14 protein-coding genes are annotated in these 17,222 nt (G+C 72.8%); 2 read left to right on the top strand and 12 right to left on the bottom strand.

The genetic code is table 11. The annotated features are described in order from the left end of the window. Position 1: 1 nt before the first annotated feature. From BKA18_RS26725 to BKA18_RS26715, 3 genes are read right to left on the bottom strand one after another with little or no spacing between them, the layout of a single operon-like run. A complete protein-coding gene (locus BKA18_RS26725) occupies positions 2-310 on the bottom strand; it encodes an AzlD domain-containing protein (RefSeq protein WP_006602718.1) in 309 nt (102 codons plus the stop codon). Further along, positions 307-1,152 carry an AzlC family ABC transporter permease gene (locus BKA18_RS26720; RefSeq protein ID WP_429638668.1) on the bottom strand — a complete coding sequence of 282 codons (846 nt, stop codon included), beginning with the start codon at positions 1,150-1,152 and terminating at the stop codon, positions 307-309. Before BKA18_RS26720 ends, BKA18_RS26725 begins: the two co-directional genes overlap by 4 nt. Before the next feature lie 10 nt (positions 1,153-1,162). Next, a complete protein-coding gene (locus BKA18_RS26715; RefSeq protein ID WP_366046812.1) occupies positions 1,163-2,122 on the bottom strand; it encodes an AraC family transcriptional regulator in 960 nt (319 codons plus the stop codon). Positions 2,123-2,270: 148 nt separating this feature from the next. On the opposite strand from BKA18_RS26715, the gene BKA18_RS26710 reads away from it, so the two are divergent. Both BKA18_RS26710 and BKA18_RS26705 read left to right on the top strand, forming a co-directional pair. Further along, a complete protein-coding gene (locus BKA18_RS26710; protein WP_366046811.1) occupies positions 2,271-7,043 on the top strand; it encodes an Lhr family helicase in 4,773 nt (1,590 codons plus the stop codon). 66 nt (positions 7,044-7,109) lie between these two features. Beyond that, the gene (locus tag BKA18_RS26705) at positions 7,110-7,919 is read left to right on the top strand and encodes an Fpg/Nei family DNA glycosylase (RefSeq protein ID WP_366046810.1); all 810 of its coding nucleotides are present in this window, start codon (positions 7,110-7,112) and stop codon (positions 7,917-7,919) included. 82 nt (positions 7,920-8,001) lie between these two features. Here BKA18_RS26705 and BKA18_RS26700 read toward each other — a convergent pair whose 3' ends face one another. The 9 genes from BKA18_RS26700 to BKA18_RS26660 form a co-directional block, all read right to left on the bottom strand. Further along, positions 8,002-8,340 (bottom strand): hypothetical protein, encoded by a 339-nt coding sequence (locus BKA18_RS26700; RefSeq protein WP_366046809.1) that lies wholly within the window; start codon positions 8,338-8,340, stop codon positions 8,002-8,004. 161 nt (positions 8,341-8,501) lie between these two features. After that, positions 8,502-8,972, bottom strand: a complete 471-nt coding sequence (locus BKA18_RS26695; protein WP_096212472.1) for a Dps family protein — start codon at positions 8,970-8,972, stop codon at positions 8,502-8,504. Between the two features lie 182 nt (positions 8,973-9,154). Further along, positions 9,155-9,538, bottom strand: coding sequence for a helix-turn-helix domain-containing protein (locus tag BKA18_RS26690; RefSeq protein ID WP_006602725.1), 384 nt, complete (start codon positions 9,536-9,538; stop codon positions 9,155-9,157). Between the two features lie 94 nt (positions 9,539-9,632). Further along, positions 9,633-10,169 (bottom strand): CinA family protein, encoded by a 537-nt coding sequence (locus BKA18_RS26685; RefSeq protein WP_366046808.1) that lies wholly within the window; start codon positions 10,167-10,169, stop codon positions 9,633-9,635. Beyond that, entirely contained in the window at positions 10,166-10,816 is a 651-nt protein-coding gene (gene pgsA / locus BKA18_RS26680; RefSeq protein WP_366046807.1) for a CDP-diacylglycerol--glycerol-3-phosphate 3-phosphatidyltransferase, read from the bottom strand. Before pgsA ends, BKA18_RS26685 begins: the two co-directional genes overlap by 4 nt. Next, entirely contained in the window at positions 10,813-12,312 is a 1,500-nt protein-coding gene (gene rimO / locus BKA18_RS26675; protein WP_366046806.1) for a 30S ribosomal protein S12 methylthiotransferase RimO, read from the bottom strand. The genes pgsA and rimO overlap by 4 nt, the downstream gene beginning before the upstream one ends. A gap of 103 nt (positions 12,313-12,415) precedes the next feature. Beyond that, entirely contained in the window at positions 12,416-13,228 is an 813-nt protein-coding gene (locus BKA18_RS26670; RefSeq protein ID WP_366046805.1) for a helix-turn-helix domain-containing protein, read from the bottom strand. Between the two features lie 224 nt (positions 13,229-13,452). Further along, positions 13,453-16,230: a DNA translocase FtsK gene (locus BKA18_RS26665; RefSeq protein ID WP_366046804.1), complete on the bottom strand. Its 2,778-nt coding sequence runs from the start codon at positions 16,228-16,230 to the stop codon at positions 13,453-13,455. A 92-nt stretch (positions 16,231-16,322) separates the two neighbouring features. Then, positions 16,323-16,982, bottom strand: coding sequence for a response regulator (locus tag BKA18_RS26660; protein WP_006602731.1), 660 nt, complete (start codon positions 16,980-16,982; stop codon positions 16,323-16,325). Positions 16,983-17,222 lie beyond the last annotated feature (240 nt).

Genomic DNA, 17,222 nt, shown 5'->3' with positions numbered 1-17,222 from the left:
CTCAGCCTCCCAGGGCCCGCACCCCCGCAGTGACGATCACGGCGACCCCTACGACCAGGAGGAACGGCGCCCGCAGGACGAGCGCGAGGGCCGCGGCGGCCACCCCCGCGGCCTTGGCGTCGAGCATCGGATACCGGCCGTCGCTGAAGGTCTGCTGGGCGGTGAGCGCGGCCAGCAGGGCCACCGGCAGCAGGGCGGCCAGCCGTTTGACGAGCGGGCGCTCCAGTACGCCGGCGGGCGCCGCCAGACCGAGGTACTTGACCAGGTAGCAGCCGACGGCGGTGACGGCGATCGCGAGCCAGACGTTCATGCCCGGTCCTCCCCAGACGTGTGGTGGATCTGCGTGGCCCCGTCCTGGGGCGCGGGCGGCGGCCCGGTGCCCTCCGGGCCGGTGCCGGGCCGCTCCGTCCCGTCCGCCTCCCTGGTGCCCTCCCCTCGTCCCCGCGCCAGGAGGACGGCGGGTGCGGCAAGCGCCGAGATCAGCACCGGTACGCCGGTGGGCAGCAAGGGCAGCGTCACCATGACCAGCACCACGGCCAGGCCGGCCGTGAGCCGCTCGACGGTGGTCGTGAGCCTGGGCGCGAGCAGCGCCAGAAAGACCGCGGGGCCGGCCGCGTCCAGCCCCCAGCTGTCGGTGTCGCCGAGCGCTCCGGCACCAAGGGCGCCGACGAGGGTGGTGAGGTTCCACAGGACGTACAGCGTCAGCCCGGTGACCGTGAAGCCCAGCCGGGCGCTGCGCCGGTCGGGCTGGGCCAGGGTGACGGCGGAGGTCTCGTCGAGGACCCAGTGGGCGGCGAAGGGTTTCACCGTCGCCCGGTAGCCGAGGACGGAGGACAGCCGCAACCCGTAGAAGGCGTTGCGCGCGCCCAGGAAGAGGGCGGCGGCCGCGGCGGTGAGCGGATTCCCGCCCGCCGCGAGCGCGCCGACCAGGGCGAGCTGGGACGCCCCGGTGAACACCAGCAGGCTGAGCGCGCAGGTCTGCAGGAGGCTGAGCCCGGCGCCGGACGAGGTCACACCGAAGGCGAATCCGGAGAGACCGACGGCGACGCCGACTCCGAGCGCGTCCCGGATGACGGCGGAGTCGGGTTTCGTGGAGACGGCCGGCGGCCCTGCGGCCCGCCCCGCGGTGCGTATCTCTGTCTGTTCTGTCACGCCCCGGACGTTAGGAGCCTGTGCCCTCGGCGGTCTTGTACGTTCTTGCGCCCCAGGGCTGCCCGTCACCGGCAGCCCCCGTCCCGCCCGGCACTGCCGCGCGCTCCCTGCGGTACGCGCCCGGGGGCACCCCGACGATCCGGGTGAAGTGCCGGTTGAGGTGGGGCTGATCGGTGAAGCCGACGGCGACGGCCGCGTCGGCGGGGGCGCTGCCCGCTTCCAGGAGCCGGCGGGCCCGGCGCACCCGGGCATCGGTGAGCCAGGTGTGCGGCGGCATCCCGTAGGTGCTCCGGAAGGCCCGCAGCAGCGCGAACGGGCCGGTCCCGAGCTCCTCGGCCAGCCGCTCCAGAGAGGGCGGGTCGGCCATCCGCTCCTCCAGGACGGTCCGCGCGCGGGCGGCGGTGCGGGCGCCGGCGCCCCGGGGGGTGCGCATCGGGAGCGGGCCTCCGTAGCGGCGCAGCAGCCGGGCGACGAGGATCCGCAACAGGCTGTCGGCGGCGAGCGCATTGCCGGCCTCGGCGGCCCGGTGGATCTCGGTGATCATGTGGCCGAGGTGCGGGTCCTCGGCGACCGTCTCGTCGAATCCCGCGGTGCCGCGCAGCCCCGTGGTCTCCGCAGCGATCTCGGCGACGACGTCGGAGGAGGGGTAGAGCGTGGCGTAGGTCCAGCCCTCGGGGGCGCCCGCCCGCGCGGTGTGCGCAACCTCCGGATTGATCATCATGATGCCGCCGTGGCCGGCCCGGACGGTGCCGTGCTGGAACCCGACCTCCTCGATACCGGAGGTGACCGCGCAGACGACATACCCGTCGTGGGCATGGCGGGGGAAGGAGTGCCGGACGTAGCGGGCGCGCAGCAGGTCGAGGCCGGGCAGGCCCGCGTACCGCCAGTGACGCGCCCATTCGCCGCGGGCCCGCGGCGTGGCGTCCGCGCCGGGGCCGCCGGCCGCACCCTCCCCGCTGACCATGACCATGCCGCCATTCTGCGTCCGGCCCGTGGCCGCCGGTCTGCACGTCCGAGGTGTGGACGGCCGGGCGGCGGGCGGCCTCGGCGGCCGGGGAACGCACAGGTGGCAGCGGGGACGGACCGCGTTGTCAGTGGTCCGGTGCACGATGGGGGACATGGCCCAGGCAGCGCTCGACTCGTTCTCGCCCGCGACCCGCGGTTGGTTCGCCGGGGCGTTCAGCGCGCCCACCGCCGCGCAGGAAGGTGCCTGGCAGGCGATCGGCGCGGGCAGTGACGTCCTCGTGGTGGCACCGACGGGGTCCGGCAAGACGCTCGCCGCCTTCCTCGCCTCCCTGGACGCACTGGCGAGCACCCCGCCGCCCGCCGAGCCGAAGAAGCGCTGCCGGGTGCTGTATGTCTCGCCGCTGAAGGCGCTGGCTGTCGATGTCGAGCGCAATCTGCGCAGTCCGCTGACGGGCATCCGCCAGGAGTCGGTCCGTCTGGGGCTGCCGGAGCCGGACATCACGGTCGGCATCCGCTCCGGGGACACCCCGCCCGCCGAGCGCCGGTCGCTCGCCAACCGCCCGCCGGACATCCTCATCACGACTCCCGAGTCGCTGTTCCTGATGCTGACGTCCTCGGCCCGGGAGGCGCTGGCGGGCGTCGAGACGGTGATCGTGGACGAGGTGCATGCCGTCGCCGGCACGAAGCGCGGCGCGCATCTGGCGCTGTCCCTGGAGCGGCTGGACGAGCAGCTGGACCGCCCGGCGCGGCGGATCGGGCTGTCGGCGACGGTGCGCCCGGTGGAGGAGGTGGCCCGCTATCTGTCGCCGCGGCGCCGGGTGGAGATCGTGCAGCCGCCGTCCGGGAAGCGTTTCGACCTCTCGGTGGTCGTCCCGGTGGAGGACATGGGCGAACTGGGCGGCTCACCGGTCCAGGAGGGCGAGACCGGCGAGAAGCCGTCCATCTGGCCGCAGGTCGAGGAGAAGATCGCCGATCTCGTCCAGGCCCACCGCTCGACGATCGTCTTCGCCAACTCCCGCCGCCTGGCGGAGCGGTTGTGCAACCGCCTCAACGAGATCGCCTACGAGCGGGCGACGGGAGAGGCCCTGCCCGAGCACCACTCCCCCGCGGAGCTGATGGCGGAGGCCGGCGCCGCCAAGGGTGCGCCGCCCGTGCTGGCCCGGGCCCACCACGGCTCGGTGTCCAAGGAGCAACGCGCCCAGGTGGAGGAGGATCTGAAGGCCGGCCGACTGCCGGCCGTGGTCGCCACATCCAGCCTGGAGCTGGGCATCGACATGGGCGCGGTCGATCTGGTCGTCCAGGTGGAGTCGCCGCCGTCGGTGGCGTCCGGCCTGCAGCGCGTCGGCCGGGCCGGGCATCAGGTCGGCGCGGTCTCGACGGGCATCGTCTTCCCCAAGTACCGCGGCGACCTGGTGCAGGCGGCCGTGGTCACCGAGCGGATGCGCTCGGGTGCCATCGAGGCGCTGCGGCTGCCGGCCAACCCGCTGGACGTGCTCGCCCAGCAGCTCGTCGCCATGACCGCGATGGACACCTGGGACGTCGAGGAGCTGCTGACCGTCGTCCGGCGGGCGGCCCCGTTCGCCGCGCTCCCCGAGTCGGCGTTCACGGCCGTACTGGACATGCTCGCCGGCAGGTATCCCTCGGATGCCTTCGCCGAACTGCGGCCGCGTCTGGTGTGGGACCGCATCGCCCAGACCGTCACGGGCCGCCCCGGAGCCCAGCGGCTGGCCGTCACCTCCGGCGGCACGATCCCCGACCGCGGCCTGTTCGGGGTGTTCCTGGCGGGCAGCGAGTCCGGTAAGGGGGGTGGGCGACGCGTCGGAGAGCTCGACGAGGAGATGGTCTACGAGTCCCGCGTCGGCGATGTCTTCACGCTCGGCACGACGTCCTGGCGCATCGAGGACATCACCCGTGACCGGGTGCTGGTCACCCCCGCCCCCGGGGTGCCGGGACGGCTGCCGTTCTGGAAGGGCGACCAGCTCGGCCGCCCCCTCGAACTGGGCCGGGCGCTCGGCGCGTTCCTCCGTGAGGTCGGCTCGCTCGGCCCCGAGGAGGCCGGGGCCCGGCTGTCCGCCGCCGGGCTGGACGACTGGGCGGTGTCCAATGTGCTGAGCTATCTCGCCGAGCAGAAGCAGGCCTGCGGCCATGTCCCCGATGACCGCACGATCGTCGTGGAGCGGTTCCGCGACGAGCTGGGCGACTGGCGGGTGGTCATCCACTCCCCGTTCGGCGCGCAGGTGCACGCCCCCTGGGCGCTGGCGCTGGGCGCCCGCCTCGCCGAGCGCTACGGCATGGACGCCCAGGTGATGCACGCCGACGACGGCATCGTGCTGCGGCTGCCCGATGCCGATCTGATGGGCCTCGACCTCCTCGACGGCGACCCCGGTTTCGACCCGGCCGCCGACCCGGGCCTGCGCGCCCGCGGCACGGAGTACGACCCGGAACAGTCCCCGGTGGGGGCCGCCGATGTCGCCTTCGACCACGGCGAGGTCGACCAGCTCGTCACCGACCAGGTCGGCGGGTCCGCGCTGTTCGCCTCCCGTTTCCGGGAGTGCGCGGCCCGGGCCCTGCTGCTGCCGCGGCGCAGCCCCGGCAAGCGCACCCCGCTGTGGCAGCAGCGTCAGCGGGCCGCCCAACTCCTCCAGGTGGCGAGCGAGTTCGGGTCGTTCCCGATCGTGCTGGAAGCCGTTCGGGAATGCCTCCAGGACGTCTTCGACGTACCGGGCCTGACGGAGCTGATGCGCGACCTCGAGGCCCGCCGGGTCCGCCTGGTGGAGGTCACCACCCCCGAGCCGTCCCCGTTCGCCCGCTCGCTGCTGTTCGGCTATGTCGCCCAGTTCCTGTACGAGGGCGATTCGCCGCTCGCCGAGCGCCGCGCCGCCGCGCTCTCCCTGGACTCCCGGCTGCTCGCCGAGCTGCTGGGCCAGGCCGAGCTGCGTGAGCTGCTGGATGCCGAGGTGCTGGCCGAGCTGGAGCGCGAGCTGCAGTGGCGCACGGAGGACCGGCGGGTCAAGGACGTCGAGGGGGTCGCCGATGTGCTGCGGCTGCTGGGCCCGCTGACCGACGCCGAGCTGGCCGAGCGCGGCGCGGATCCGGCGTGGGCCGGGGAGCTGGCCGCCGCCCGCCGCGCCCTGCGGGTGCGGATCGCCGGCGCCGACCACTGGGCCGCCGTCGAGGACGCCGGCCGCCTCCGCGACGCGCTGGGCACGGCGCTGCCGGTCGGCGTCCCGGAGTCGTTCACCGAACCCGTCAAGGACCCGCTCGGCGATCTGCTGTCCCGGTACGGCCGTACCCACGGCCCGTTCACCTCCGAGCAGGCGGCCGCCCGCTTCGGCCTGGGCACGGCCGTCACGGACGGCGCGCTGCACCGCCTCGCCGCCGCCGGCCGGGTCGTCCAGGGGGAGTTCCATCCCGCGGGCATCGGCCAGGAGTGGTGCGACGTCCAGGTGCTGCGCAGACTGCGCCGCCGCTCGCTGGCCGCGCTGCGCGAGGAGCTGGAGCCGGTGCCGCCCGCCGCGCTCGCCGCCTTCCTCCCCCAGTGGCAGCACGTCGGCGCCCCGCGCCCGGCTCCGGTGAGCGGCGCGCCGGCGGTGCCCGGCGGCGCGTCGCACGGTCTGCGCGGCATCGACGGCCTGGCGCGCGCCATCGAGCAGCTCCAGGGCGCGCCGGTGCCCGCGTCCGCCCTGGAGAAGCTGGTGCTCCCGTCCCGCGTCGGCGGCTACACCCCCGCTCTGCTGGACGAACTCACCGCCACCGGCGAGGTGGTGTGGGCCGGCGCCGGCGCCCTCCCCGGGAAGGACGGCTGGCTCTCCCTCCATCTGGCCGACACCGCCCCGCTACTGCTCCCGCCGCCGCTCCCGCTGGAACTGTCCGCCCTGCACGAGTCGTTGCTGACCGCCCTCGCCCCCGGATACGGCCTGTTCTTCCGTCAGCTCGCCGACCAGGTCCGCGCCACCACCCACCCCGATGCCACCGACCCGCAACTGGCCGACGCGCTGTGGGAGCTGGCCTGGTCGGGCCGGCTGACCAACGACACCCTGGCCCCGCTGCGCGCCCTCCTCGGCTCGGGCCGGACCGCCGGCTCCACCGCCCATCGCGCCCGCCGCGCCACCCCCCGGGGCCGCTGGGGGCATCCCGCGGGCGCGGGCCGCAGCGGCCGCCCCACCGCCTCCCGGTCCGGCCCGCCGACCGTGGGCGGCCGCTGGTCGCTGCTGCCCACCGCCGAACCGGACCCCACGCACCGCGCCCACGCCCTGGCCCGTGCGCTCCTGGACCGCCATGGCATCGTCACCCGCGGTGCGGTCGCCGCCGAGGGGGTCGAGGGCGGCTTCTCCGCCGCCTATCGCGTACTGGCCGCCTTCGAGGAGTCCGGTCAGGCCCGCCGCGGCTATGTGGTGGAGGGGCTGGGCGCCGCCCAGTTCGCGATGGACGGCGCGGTGGACCGGCTGCGCGCGGTCAGCACCCAGCGGGAGCGCACCACCGATGAGGCGCTGCCGGACAGCGGCCCGGCGCCGTCCCGTCGCGGCGGCCCGCAGCGCGCCGTCCTGCTGGCCGCCGCGGACCCCGCCAACGCCTACGGCGCCGCCCTGCCCTGGCCCGAGCCGCCCGAAGGGTCCACCCACAAGCCCGGCCGCAAGGCGGGCTCCCTGGTCGTCCTGGTCGACGGCGAGCTGACGCTCTACATGGAGCGCGGCGGCAAGACCCTGCTGGTCTGGCCGCTCGGCCACGACCCGGCCCGGGCCGCCACCGACCCGCGCCTCCAGCTCGCCGTCGAGGCCCTCACCGACGCCGCCCGCGCCGGCGCCCTGGGCACCATCACCACCGAACGCATCAACGGCACCGCGGCCCTCACCTCCCCCTTCGCCGCCATCCTGGAGTCCGCCGGCTTCCACCCCACCCCGCGCGGCCTGCGCCTACGGGGGTGATGCGCGCGGCGCCGCGATACCGCCCGCTCCCCCACGCCCACACGACCCTCCCGGCATGATGGGGGCATGCCCGAAGGCGACACCGTCTGGCGTCTGGCCCAGCGGCTGCACGAAGCGCTGGCCGGCAGCCCGCTGACCCGCTGCGAGCTGCGCGTACCGCAGCTCGCAACGGTGGACCTGACCGGCCGCCGGGTGCTGGACGTCGTCCCGCGCGGCAAGCACCTCCTCACCCGCTTCGAGGGCGGCCTCACCCTCCACTCCCATCTGCGGATGGACGGCGCATGGAAGATCTACGCCCCGGCGGAGCGCTGGCGCGGCGGCCCCGCCCACCAGATCCGGGCGATCCTCGGCACCGCGGACCACACCGCCGTCGGCTACCGCCTGCCCGTCCTCGATCTGCTGCGCACGGCCGAGGAGCCACGGGTCGTCGGCCATCTGGGACCCGACCTCCTCGGCCCCGACTGGGACCCCGCCGAGGCCCTGCGCCGGCTGTTCTGCGATCCGGCACGGCCGCTCGGCGAGGCCCTGCTCGACCAGCGCAATCTCGCCGGCATCGGCAATGTCTACAAGTGCGAGCTGTGCTTTCTGCTGCGCGCCTCCCCCTGGCTGCCGATGGGGCAGCTGGCCCACCCCGAGCGCGTGCCCACCCTCGCCAAGAAACTGTTCGACGCCAACAAGCGCCGCCCCGCCCGCACCACCACCCCCAGCGCCCGCCCCGATCGCCGGCTGTGGGTCTACGGCCGGGCCGGCCGCCCCTGCCTGCGCTGCGGAACGTCGGTCCGCACCGCCGCCCAGGACCCCACCACCGAGGAACGCGTCACCTACTGGTGCCCCACCTGCCAGCCCGACCCACCGGGCGACCACGCCACCGACTGACCCCGCACACAGATCTCACACCCGCCGTGCCGGGCAGACCTCGCACCCGCCATGCCGTACCCGGCCTCCGCCGCCCCGCCCTTCACATCCGGCCGGACTCTCCGCCCGAACGACGGCGTCGCCATGCTCTGGTCAACGTCTCCCGCCCCCGAACCCCCCGAGCCACTCGCTCCAGAACCCGGCGGCAGATCCCGTCCCCCCGCTCCGTCCACGGAACGCAGTGCACCGGCAGCAGGCTGAGCCCCCAGCCGCCCACGACGACGGCTCCTTCGACCACCCCCGCCGACTGCGGCCACAGCACCAGCCGGGCCGCGGCCCACCACCACACGCCCCCGAGGGCGGCCGCGGATATCCATCGCCCCGGTACGGCCCGCGGGTGCCGGCCGGCCCGCCCGCGGGCCGTGACGTCACGCCACCCCATGGCTGCCTCCTCCGGCCGACGCTAGACGGGACCCGCCGCCCGGCGGGAGGGCGCACCGGGGCATTCCCGGCGCGTGGACGGTCTCGCACACCCGGAGGGCACGGCGCCGCGAGCTCGACGGACAGGGCCCCGGGCGGCCCCTCGGCGGGCGCCGCGCTCCGTCAGTGGGCCTCGGCCTGGAACATCCAGTGGTGCTTCTCCAGGTCACCGGTCAGACCGATGAGGATGTCCTGGCTGACCGGGTCCGGGTCCGCGGTCGCGACGATCCGCTCCCGCATCCGGCCGATGACCGCGGACAGCGCCTCCACCATCGCCCGCACGACGTCGCCGTCCTTGATCCAGCCGTCCCCGATCTCACGGATGCCGCTGGTCTTGGCGACGGTGGCGGCCCGCCCGTCGGGGGGCACCCCGATCGCGGACGCCCGCTCGGCCACCGTGTCGGCGTGCGCCCGCGCGCTGGCGACCACGTCGTCGAGCTGGAGGTGTACGGAACGGAAGCGCGGACCGACGACGTTCCAGTGCACCTGCTTCGCCACGAGGGACAGGTCCACCAGATCGACCAGCGCGCCCTGGAGGGCGTGGCCGACGATGCCGCGGCCTTCGTCGGACAGTGTGCTCTTGACCACAGACATCCAGATACTCCTGTTCGGGCGATTTATCCGTTTTGTCATCGTACAAATGAATCGCCCGTGAGGAGCGGCCCCGCAGTCCGGCCGGACGCTCCTGCGGGCACCGCTGCCCGCGCCCCAGCAGGCAGCACAAAGCCCCGGCCGGGTGCTGCCCGCCGGGGCTTCGATGCGTACGAACAGGGGTGTCAGGCCGCGACGACATCCACGACGTCGGCCGGGGACTTGATGGTCACGCGGTCCTCGGGCACACCGGCCAGGGACGTGACGGACACCGAATTGAGCTTCGGCCGTACCGGTGCGGGCACCGTGTCGCTTGCGGCCGCGGACGCTGCCAGCTCGGCGAGCGCAAGCTCGTCGCTGACCTCCCGCATGAGCTCGGACATGCGCACATCCAGCGCGTCACAGATCGACGAGAGCAGCTCGGAGGAGGCCTCCTTCTGCCCCCTCTCCACCTCGGACAAATAGCCGAGCGATACCCGGGCGGAGGAAGAGACCTCGCGCAGGGTTCGGCCCTGGCGCTGACGCTGTCGGCGCAGCACGTCACCCAGCAGGCGACGAAGCAGAATCATCGCTGGCTCCCTCCTCGGACCTCGGATCCGGATCCTTCTCGCCCCACCGTACCGCCTCGGGCGGTACCAGTGCCGGGCGCAAGTACGTGTTCACTCAGGGCTGCAAACATCCATTCCCCCCGTGTTGTTCCGTATCCTGTGCCCGCCCATTTTCTGCAAGTTCGCTCAACAACAGTGCGAGCACGGCCCGGATGGTGTCCTCTCGGATCCGGTCGCGGTCCCCCGCCAGCGCCAGCCGGCGCACCTCCCCGGGCCCCTCCGGCCCCCGGACCGCCACGAAAACGGTGCCCACCGGATGTCCGTCCTGCGGATCGGGCCCGGCCACGCCCGTGGTGGCGATGCCCCAGTCGGCACCCAGCACCCGCCGCACACCGCTCGCCATCTGCCGCGCGACCTCGCCGTCCACGGCCCCGCGCGCGGCCAGCAGGGCACCGTCCACGCCCAGCAGCTCCTGCTTGAGATCGGTGGCGTATGCCGTGATCGAGCCCCGGAGGACCCGCGAGGCCCCGGGGACGGCGGTCAGGGCGCCCGCCACCAGGCCGCCGGTCAGCGATTCGGCCACCGCCAGGCTCTGCCCCCGCCCGGCGAGCAGCTCCAGCGCCCCGGCCGCGGCAGAGCCCGGCCCGTTCACCGGGCCGAGTCCCTCTCGGTCGGGCGGGCCCGCTCCGCGGCCAGGCCGGCCCGGCGCAGCACCACGGCCTGCCGGACGTAGTCGAGCCCGGTGGCGACGGTCAGCAGCACGGCCACCGCCATCACCCACCAGCGGAAGGTCGCCAGCGGACCGGTCAGCACCAGGACGTACATCCCGACCGCGGTGCCCTGCGCCAATGTCTTGATTTTGCCGCCACGACTGGCCGGAATGACCCCGTGCTTGATCACCCAGAACCGCATCAGCGTGATCCCGAGCTCCCGGAAGAGGATCACCCCGGTCACCCACCACGGCAGATCACCCAGCACCGACAGACAGATCAGCGCGGCACCCATGATCGCCTTGTCCGCGATCGGGTCGGCGATCTTGCCGAAGTCGGTGACCAGGTTGTACGCACGCGCCAGATGCCCGTCGAAGATGTCGGTGATCATGGCGACGGCGAAGGCGGCCCAGGCGAAGACGCGCCAGACGGGATCGGTGCCGTTGTCGTGCATCAGCAGCACCACGAAGGCCGGGACCAGCACCAGCCGCAGCATCGTCAGCACATTGGCGATGTTCCACAGCCCGGCCTGCCGGACGACCGGCGCCGGACGCGGGCCACTCGCCGCGGAAGCCGGGATTCCGCTCATCTGGCCGCCTCCTCGATACACCCCGCGCCCTCCACCGACAGCACCTCCGCGACGAGGTCGACCCCCTCGCTCGCCACCACCTTTGCTTCGACCATACGACCGGGCTCCAGCTCCTGGTCGGTCGACAGCAGGGTGACGCCGTCGGTTTCCGGGGCCTGGTGCGCGGCCCGCCCGACGATGCCGTCCTCGTCGTCGGTCCGGTCGACCAGCACCCGCAGCGTCTCGCCGACCCGCTCCTCGGCACGCTGTGCCGTCAGCTCCTCGGCCAGCCGCGACACCCGCGCCAGCCGCTCGGCGACCACGTCCGGGTCGACCTTGTCCTCGTACGAGGCGGCCTCGGTGCCGTCCTCGTCGGAGTAGCCGAAGACGCCGATGGCATCGAGCCGGGCCTCGGTGATGAAGCGCTCCAGCTCCGCGAGGTCGCTCTCGCTCTCCCCGGGGAAGCCGACGATGAAGTTGGAGCGGGCGCCGGCCTGCGGCGCCTTCGTACGGATCTGCGCGAGCAGGTCCAGGAAGCGGTCGGTGTCGCCGAAGCGCCGCATCGCGCGCAGCACGCCGGGCGCCGAGTGCTGGAAGGACAGATCGAAGTAGGGCGCCACCTTGTCGGTGCCGGTCAGCACGTCGATCAGGCCGGGCCGCATCTCGGCCGGCTGGAGATAGCTGACCCGGATCCGCTCGATGCCCTCGACGGCCGCCAGCTCCGGCAGCAGCGTCTCCAGCAGGCGGATGTCGCCGAGGTCCTTGCCGTAGGACGTGTTGTTCTCGGAGACCAGCATGATCTCCTTGACGCCCTGACCGGCCAGCCAGCGCGTCTCTCCGAGCACGTCGGAGGGCCGTCGGGAGATGAAGGAGCCGCGGAAGGACGGGATGGCGCAGAACGAGCAGCGCCGGTCGCAGCCGGAGGCCAGCTTCACCGAGGCCACCGGGCTGCTGCCGAGCCGGCGGCGCAGCGGCGCCCGCGGCCCGGAGGCCGGTGCGACGCCCTCCGGCAGGTCCTCGGGCGGAGCCGGCTCGTCGGAGCCGGTCTGGGCGTGGCCGGGCAGCGCGACCCCGGCTGAGCCCTGGCGCTCGGCCGGGCTGATCGGCAGCAGCTTGCGGCGGTCGCGCGGGGTGTGCGAGGCGTGGATGCCGCCGCTCAGGATGGTCTGCAGACGGCCGGAGATATCGCCGTAGTCGTCGAAGCCCAGCACACCGTCGGCCTCGGGCAGCGCCTCGGCGAGCTCCTTGCCGTAGCGCTCGGCCATGCAGCCGACGGCCACCACGGCCTGGGTTCTGCCATGATCCTTCAGATCGTTGGCTTCCAGCAGGGCATCGACGGAGTCCTTCTTGGCGGCCTCGACGAACCCACAGGTGTTGACGACGGCGACATCGGCATCGGCGGCTTCCTCGACGAGCTCCCAGCCGTCCGCTGCCAGGCGGCCTGCGAGCTCCTCCGAGTCCACCTCGTTACGGGCGCAGCCAAGGGTGACAAGGGCGACGGTACGGCGTTCGGGCATGGGGCTCAGCCTACTTCGTCCCGGGTGCCCCCTTGGCGCGCAGGTCTCCGCCGCCGCTCCCGGGTGCCCGGAAGCGGCGGCGGAGGTCGCTCGGGACGGGCGCTCAGCCCGCCTGGGGATCGCCCGGCGTGTAGCTCAGCCGCTCCACCGTGCCCTTGTGGCCGATCTCCTTGACCTCCTTGCCGTTGACGTACAGCTGTACGGCTCCGGCGTTGCCGAGGACCAGGTCGATGCGTTCCTTGTCGGTGATGGTCTTGGACTCGCCCTTCTTGAGCAGTCCGTCCTCCAGGAGCTTGCCGTTGGCGTCCTTGGCGGAGATCCAGCTCTGGCCGTCGCGGGCGGTGACCTTGATCGTGACCTTGTCCTTCGGCAGTCCGGCGACGGCGCTGTCGGAGGGCTCGGGGTGGTCGGGCTTGAGGGGCGGCTTGATCGTCGACGGATGGCGGGTGGGTGCGGGCGCCGGCTTGGCGTTGTCACCGGCCGCGATCGAGCCGCCGTTGCTCTTGTCGCCGCCCGTGAAGAGCGTGAAGCCGGCAAAGCCGACCACCGCGACGATCGCCGCGACCATCGCCGCGGTCCAGTTGGGACGGCGCGGCTCGGAACGGATCCGCTCGGCTTCGAAGAGCGGCGCGGCGGCGGTCGGCGCGGGCCGGCCGCCATGCTCGGCATCGAACTGGTCGATCAGCGGGCGGGAGTCGAGGGACACGGCGCGGGCGAGCGCCCGGATGTGCCCCCGGGCGTAGACGTCGCCGCCACAGCGGGAGAAGTCGTCCTGCTCGATCGCCTGCACGAGAGGGATGCGCACCCGTGTCGTCGTACTGACCTCTTCGACGGTCAGTCCCGCTCCGATACGGGCCTTCTGGAGGGCAGCACCGACGGAAGGCCGGTCTGCTTCGGGGGAGTTGCCGATGGACACGGGGGCGCCTTTCGAGCGTGTAGCCACCTGCTGGAAGTTCAGTCTAGGGGTGGAGCGAAAGGGTCGGGCAAGCGGGAGAGCGGAGTTTGTACGCCATCGGAACGCCATCGGCGGTGCCATGGGGCTCGGTGGTGAAGCATCGTTCCCTCATCTCCCTCAACTTGACGTCTTGGCAGGAGAAACGGTTGCCTTCTGCTCCCGTGCGCGTGACCCGGATATCTGTGCTACTGGGTAGCCTCCCCACGGATCACCGCCAGCACTCCGTCCAATTCGTCGGGCTTCACCAGGACGTCGCGCGCCTTGGACCCCTCGCTGGGCCCGACGATGTTCCGCGACTCCATCAGGTCCATCAGCCGCCCGGCCTTGGCGAACCCCACCCGCAGCTTGCGCTGAAGCATCGACGTCGACCCGAATTGGGTGGAAACCACCAGCTCAGCGGCCTGACACAGCAGATCGAGGTCATCGCCGATGTCCTCGTCGATCTCCTTCTTCTTCGCCGTGCCGACGGTGACGTCGTCGCGGAAGACGGGCGCCATCTGATCCTTGCAGTGCTGGACGACGGCCGCGACCTCCTCCTCGGTCACGAACGCGCCCTGCATACGGACCGGCTTGTTGGCACCCATCGGCAGGAACAGCCCGTCGCCCTTGCCGATCAGCTTCTCGGCGCCCGGCTGGTCGAGGATGACCCGGCTGTCGGCGAGCGAGGAGGTGGCGAAGGCGAGCCGGGAGGGCACATTGGCCTTGATCAGGCCGGTCACGACGTCGACGGACGGGCGCTGGGTGGCGAGCACCAGATGGATACCGGCCGCCCGGGCGAGCTGGGTGATGCGGACGATCGAGTCCTCCACATCGCGCGGCGCGACCATCATCAGGTCCGCCAGCTCGTCGACGATGACCAGCAGATACGGGTACGGCGCCAGCTCGCGCTCACTGCCCTCGGGCGAGCTGACCTTGCCGCGGCGCACCGCCTCGTTGAAGTCGTCGATGTGCCGGAAGCCGTAGGCCGCGAGATCGTCGTAGCGCAGGTCCATCTCGCGCACCACCCACTGCAGCGCCTCGGCGGCACGCTTCGGGTTGGTGATGATCGGCGTGATCAGATGCGGGATGCCCTCGTACGCGGTCAGCTCGACGCGCTTGGGATCGACCAGCACCATCCGGACGTCCTCCGGCGTGGCCCGCACCATCACCGAGGTGATCAGGCAGTTGATGCAGGAGGACTTGCCGGAACCGGTGGCGCCGGCCACCAGGACGTGCGGCATCTTCGTCATGTTGGCCATGACGTAGCCGCCCTCGACGTCCTTGCCGAGCGCCACCAGCATCGGATGCTCGTCGCCCGCGGCGTCGGCCAGCCGCAGCACATCGCCGAGGTTGACCATCTCGCGGTCGGTGTTGGGGATCTCGATGCCGACCGCGGACTTGCCGGGGATCGGGCTGATGATGCGGACGTCGGGGCTGGCCACGGCGTAGGCGATGTTCTTGGCCAGCGCGGTGATCTTCTCGACCTTGACGGCCGGGCCGAGCTCGACCTCGTAGCGGGTGACCGTCGGGCCACGGGTGAAGCCGGTGACCGCGGCGTCGACCTTGAACTCCTGGAAGACGGTCGTCAGCGAGGTCACTATGGCGTCGTTCGCGGCGCTGCGGGTCTTGCCGGGGCCGCCGCGCGCGAGCAGGTCCAGCGAGGGCAGCGAATACGTGATGTCACCGGCCAGCTGGAGCTGCTCGGCGCGCGCCGGCAGCGCGCCGGACGGCTCGGGCGGGGCCTTGGTGAAGTCCGGGACCGCGGGCGTGTCCTCGGTCGCGGCTGCCTTCGGTGCCGCACCGCGGGCCGGCGGCACCGTCCCGCTCTCCCCCGCGGTGTCCTCGCCGTCCCGGCCGCGGATCTCCCCGGAGACGCTGCTGCTGAGGCCGGCGACGAGCGGTGAGGGCTGGACACCGTGCAGCACCGCGCCGTCCAGCGCCGCGGCGGCCGCGGCGGCGACATCCACCGCGTCCATCGGCCGGTCCTCGGCGGGCTGGGCGGAGGCCCGGCGCGGACGGCGCCGCTTGGCCAGGGCCGCTTCCTCTATTGCGTCCGGGTCGGATGCGGCCGCCGCGGGGCCGCCGCGGCGCCCTCCGCGCGCCGGCTGCTCGCGCCACTCGTCGGCGTAGTCCTCGTACTCCCCGGCCTCGTAGCCGTCCGCCTCGGCGTCCGCCGGGTGCACCACGCCCAGCCTGATGCCGAGTGCACGCAGCCGCTGCGGGATGGCGTTCACCGGCGTCGCGGTGACGACCAGCAGCCCGAAGAGGGTCAGCAGCGCCAGCAGCGCCACAGCCAGGGTCTGTCCGACGGTGAAGATCAGCGGCTTGGACGCCACCCACCCGAGATAGCCGCCGGCGTCCTGTATGGCGGCCAGGCCGTCGTCCCGGCCCGGCGATCCGCAGGCCATCGCGACCTGCCCCAGGACGCCGACGACCAGCGCGGACAGCCCGATGACGATCCGGCCGTTGGCCTCCGGCCGCTCGGGATAGCGGATGAGACGGAGGGCGATGCCGGCGAGCAGTATCGGCACGACCAGGTCGAGCCGGCCGAACGCACCGGTCACCAGCAGTTCGACGAGATCGCCGACCGGACCGCTGAGGTTGGACCAGGTTCCGGCCGCGATGACCAGCGCCAGCCCGAGCAGCAGCAGCGCCAGCCCGTCCTTGCGGTGCGCCGGGTCGAGGTTCTTCGCGCCGCGGCCCATGCCGCGGAACATCGCCCCGATGGTGTGCGCGAGGCCCAGCCAGCAGGCACGGGCGAGGCGGTAGATACCGCCGGTGGGTGACGGCGCCGGCTTGGCCGCGGACTTCTTGGCGGGCGCTCTTTTGGCCGGAGCCTTCTTCGCGGCGGTCTTCTTCGCCGGCGGCTTCGCGGGCGACTTCTTCGCAGCGGTCTTCTTGGCGGCGCCCGCGGTCCGTCCGGCGCGCTGCTTCGAGGGGCCCGCCGAACTCTGGGTTCCCTTGCCGGACGTACGTGAGGCCATGGCGACGAGATTACAGGCGAACACGGGCATGATACGAGCGCACGGCGCTTCACCCGAACGTGTCGCGCGCCCGTCTCATGAAGGGGCGTCAATCACCCCGCGACGCTGCCCGCCCCCGGCTCCAGGGCGTCCAGCGCCCTGCGCAGACCGGTCAGTTTGCGCTCCAGATGCGCCGCGGTGGCCACCGCCGCCGCGTCCGCCGTCTCGTCCAGCTGCTTGGACAGCGCCTCGGCCTGTTCCTCGACCGCGGCCAGCCGCGCGGAGAGCTCCGCGAGCAGCCCCGCCGACTCCTTCGCCTCGTCGGCGCTCGGCCGGCCGCCCTCCAGCTGCAGCCTCAGCAGGGAGGCCTGCTCCCGCAGTTGGCAGTTCTTCATGTAGAGCTCGACGAACACCGAGACCTTGGCGCGCAGCACCCACGGGTCGAACGGCTTGGAGATGTAGTCCACCGCGCCTGCCGCGTAACCGCGGAAGGTGTGGTGCGGGCCGTGGTTGATGGCCGTGAGGAAGATGATCGGGATGTCGCGGGTGCGCTCCCGCCGCTTGATGTGTGCGGCGGTCTCGAAACCGTCCATCCCCGGCATCTGCACATCGAGCAGAATCACCGCGAAATCGTCCGTGAGCAGTGCTTTGAGCGCTTCCTCCCCGGACGATGCCCGCACCAGTGTCTGATCGAGCGCAGAGAGGATCGCCTCCAGCGCCAGCAGATTCTCCGGCCGGTCATCGACCAGGAGGATCTTGGCCTTCTGCACCATGGCCCGTCCTCCTCGCCCCGGCATGGAACCGGACGCCGCCCCAGGGGACGACTCCGTCATGCCGCCCGTCCTTGTGCCGGTCATGGTAGCTGCACCCCGTCTGTCGCCACACCCTGTCACCGCGATGTCACTGTGCACATAGCAGAAACGCAGACAGGGACCAGAAGGTTCCCCGAATCCCAGGCTTCCACACGTCCACGGCAACACTGAGTCAGCACGCGATGATCCTCTTTCGCCTCC

This window comes from Streptomyces auratus, assembly GCF_050433025.1.
Lineage (GTDB): Bacteria > Actinomycetota > Actinomycetes > Streptomycetales > Streptomycetaceae > Streptomyces > Streptomyces sioyaensis.
The sequence above is the reverse complement of the archived record's forward strand: the minus strand, read 5'-3'. Positions and strand labels throughout refer to the sequence as shown.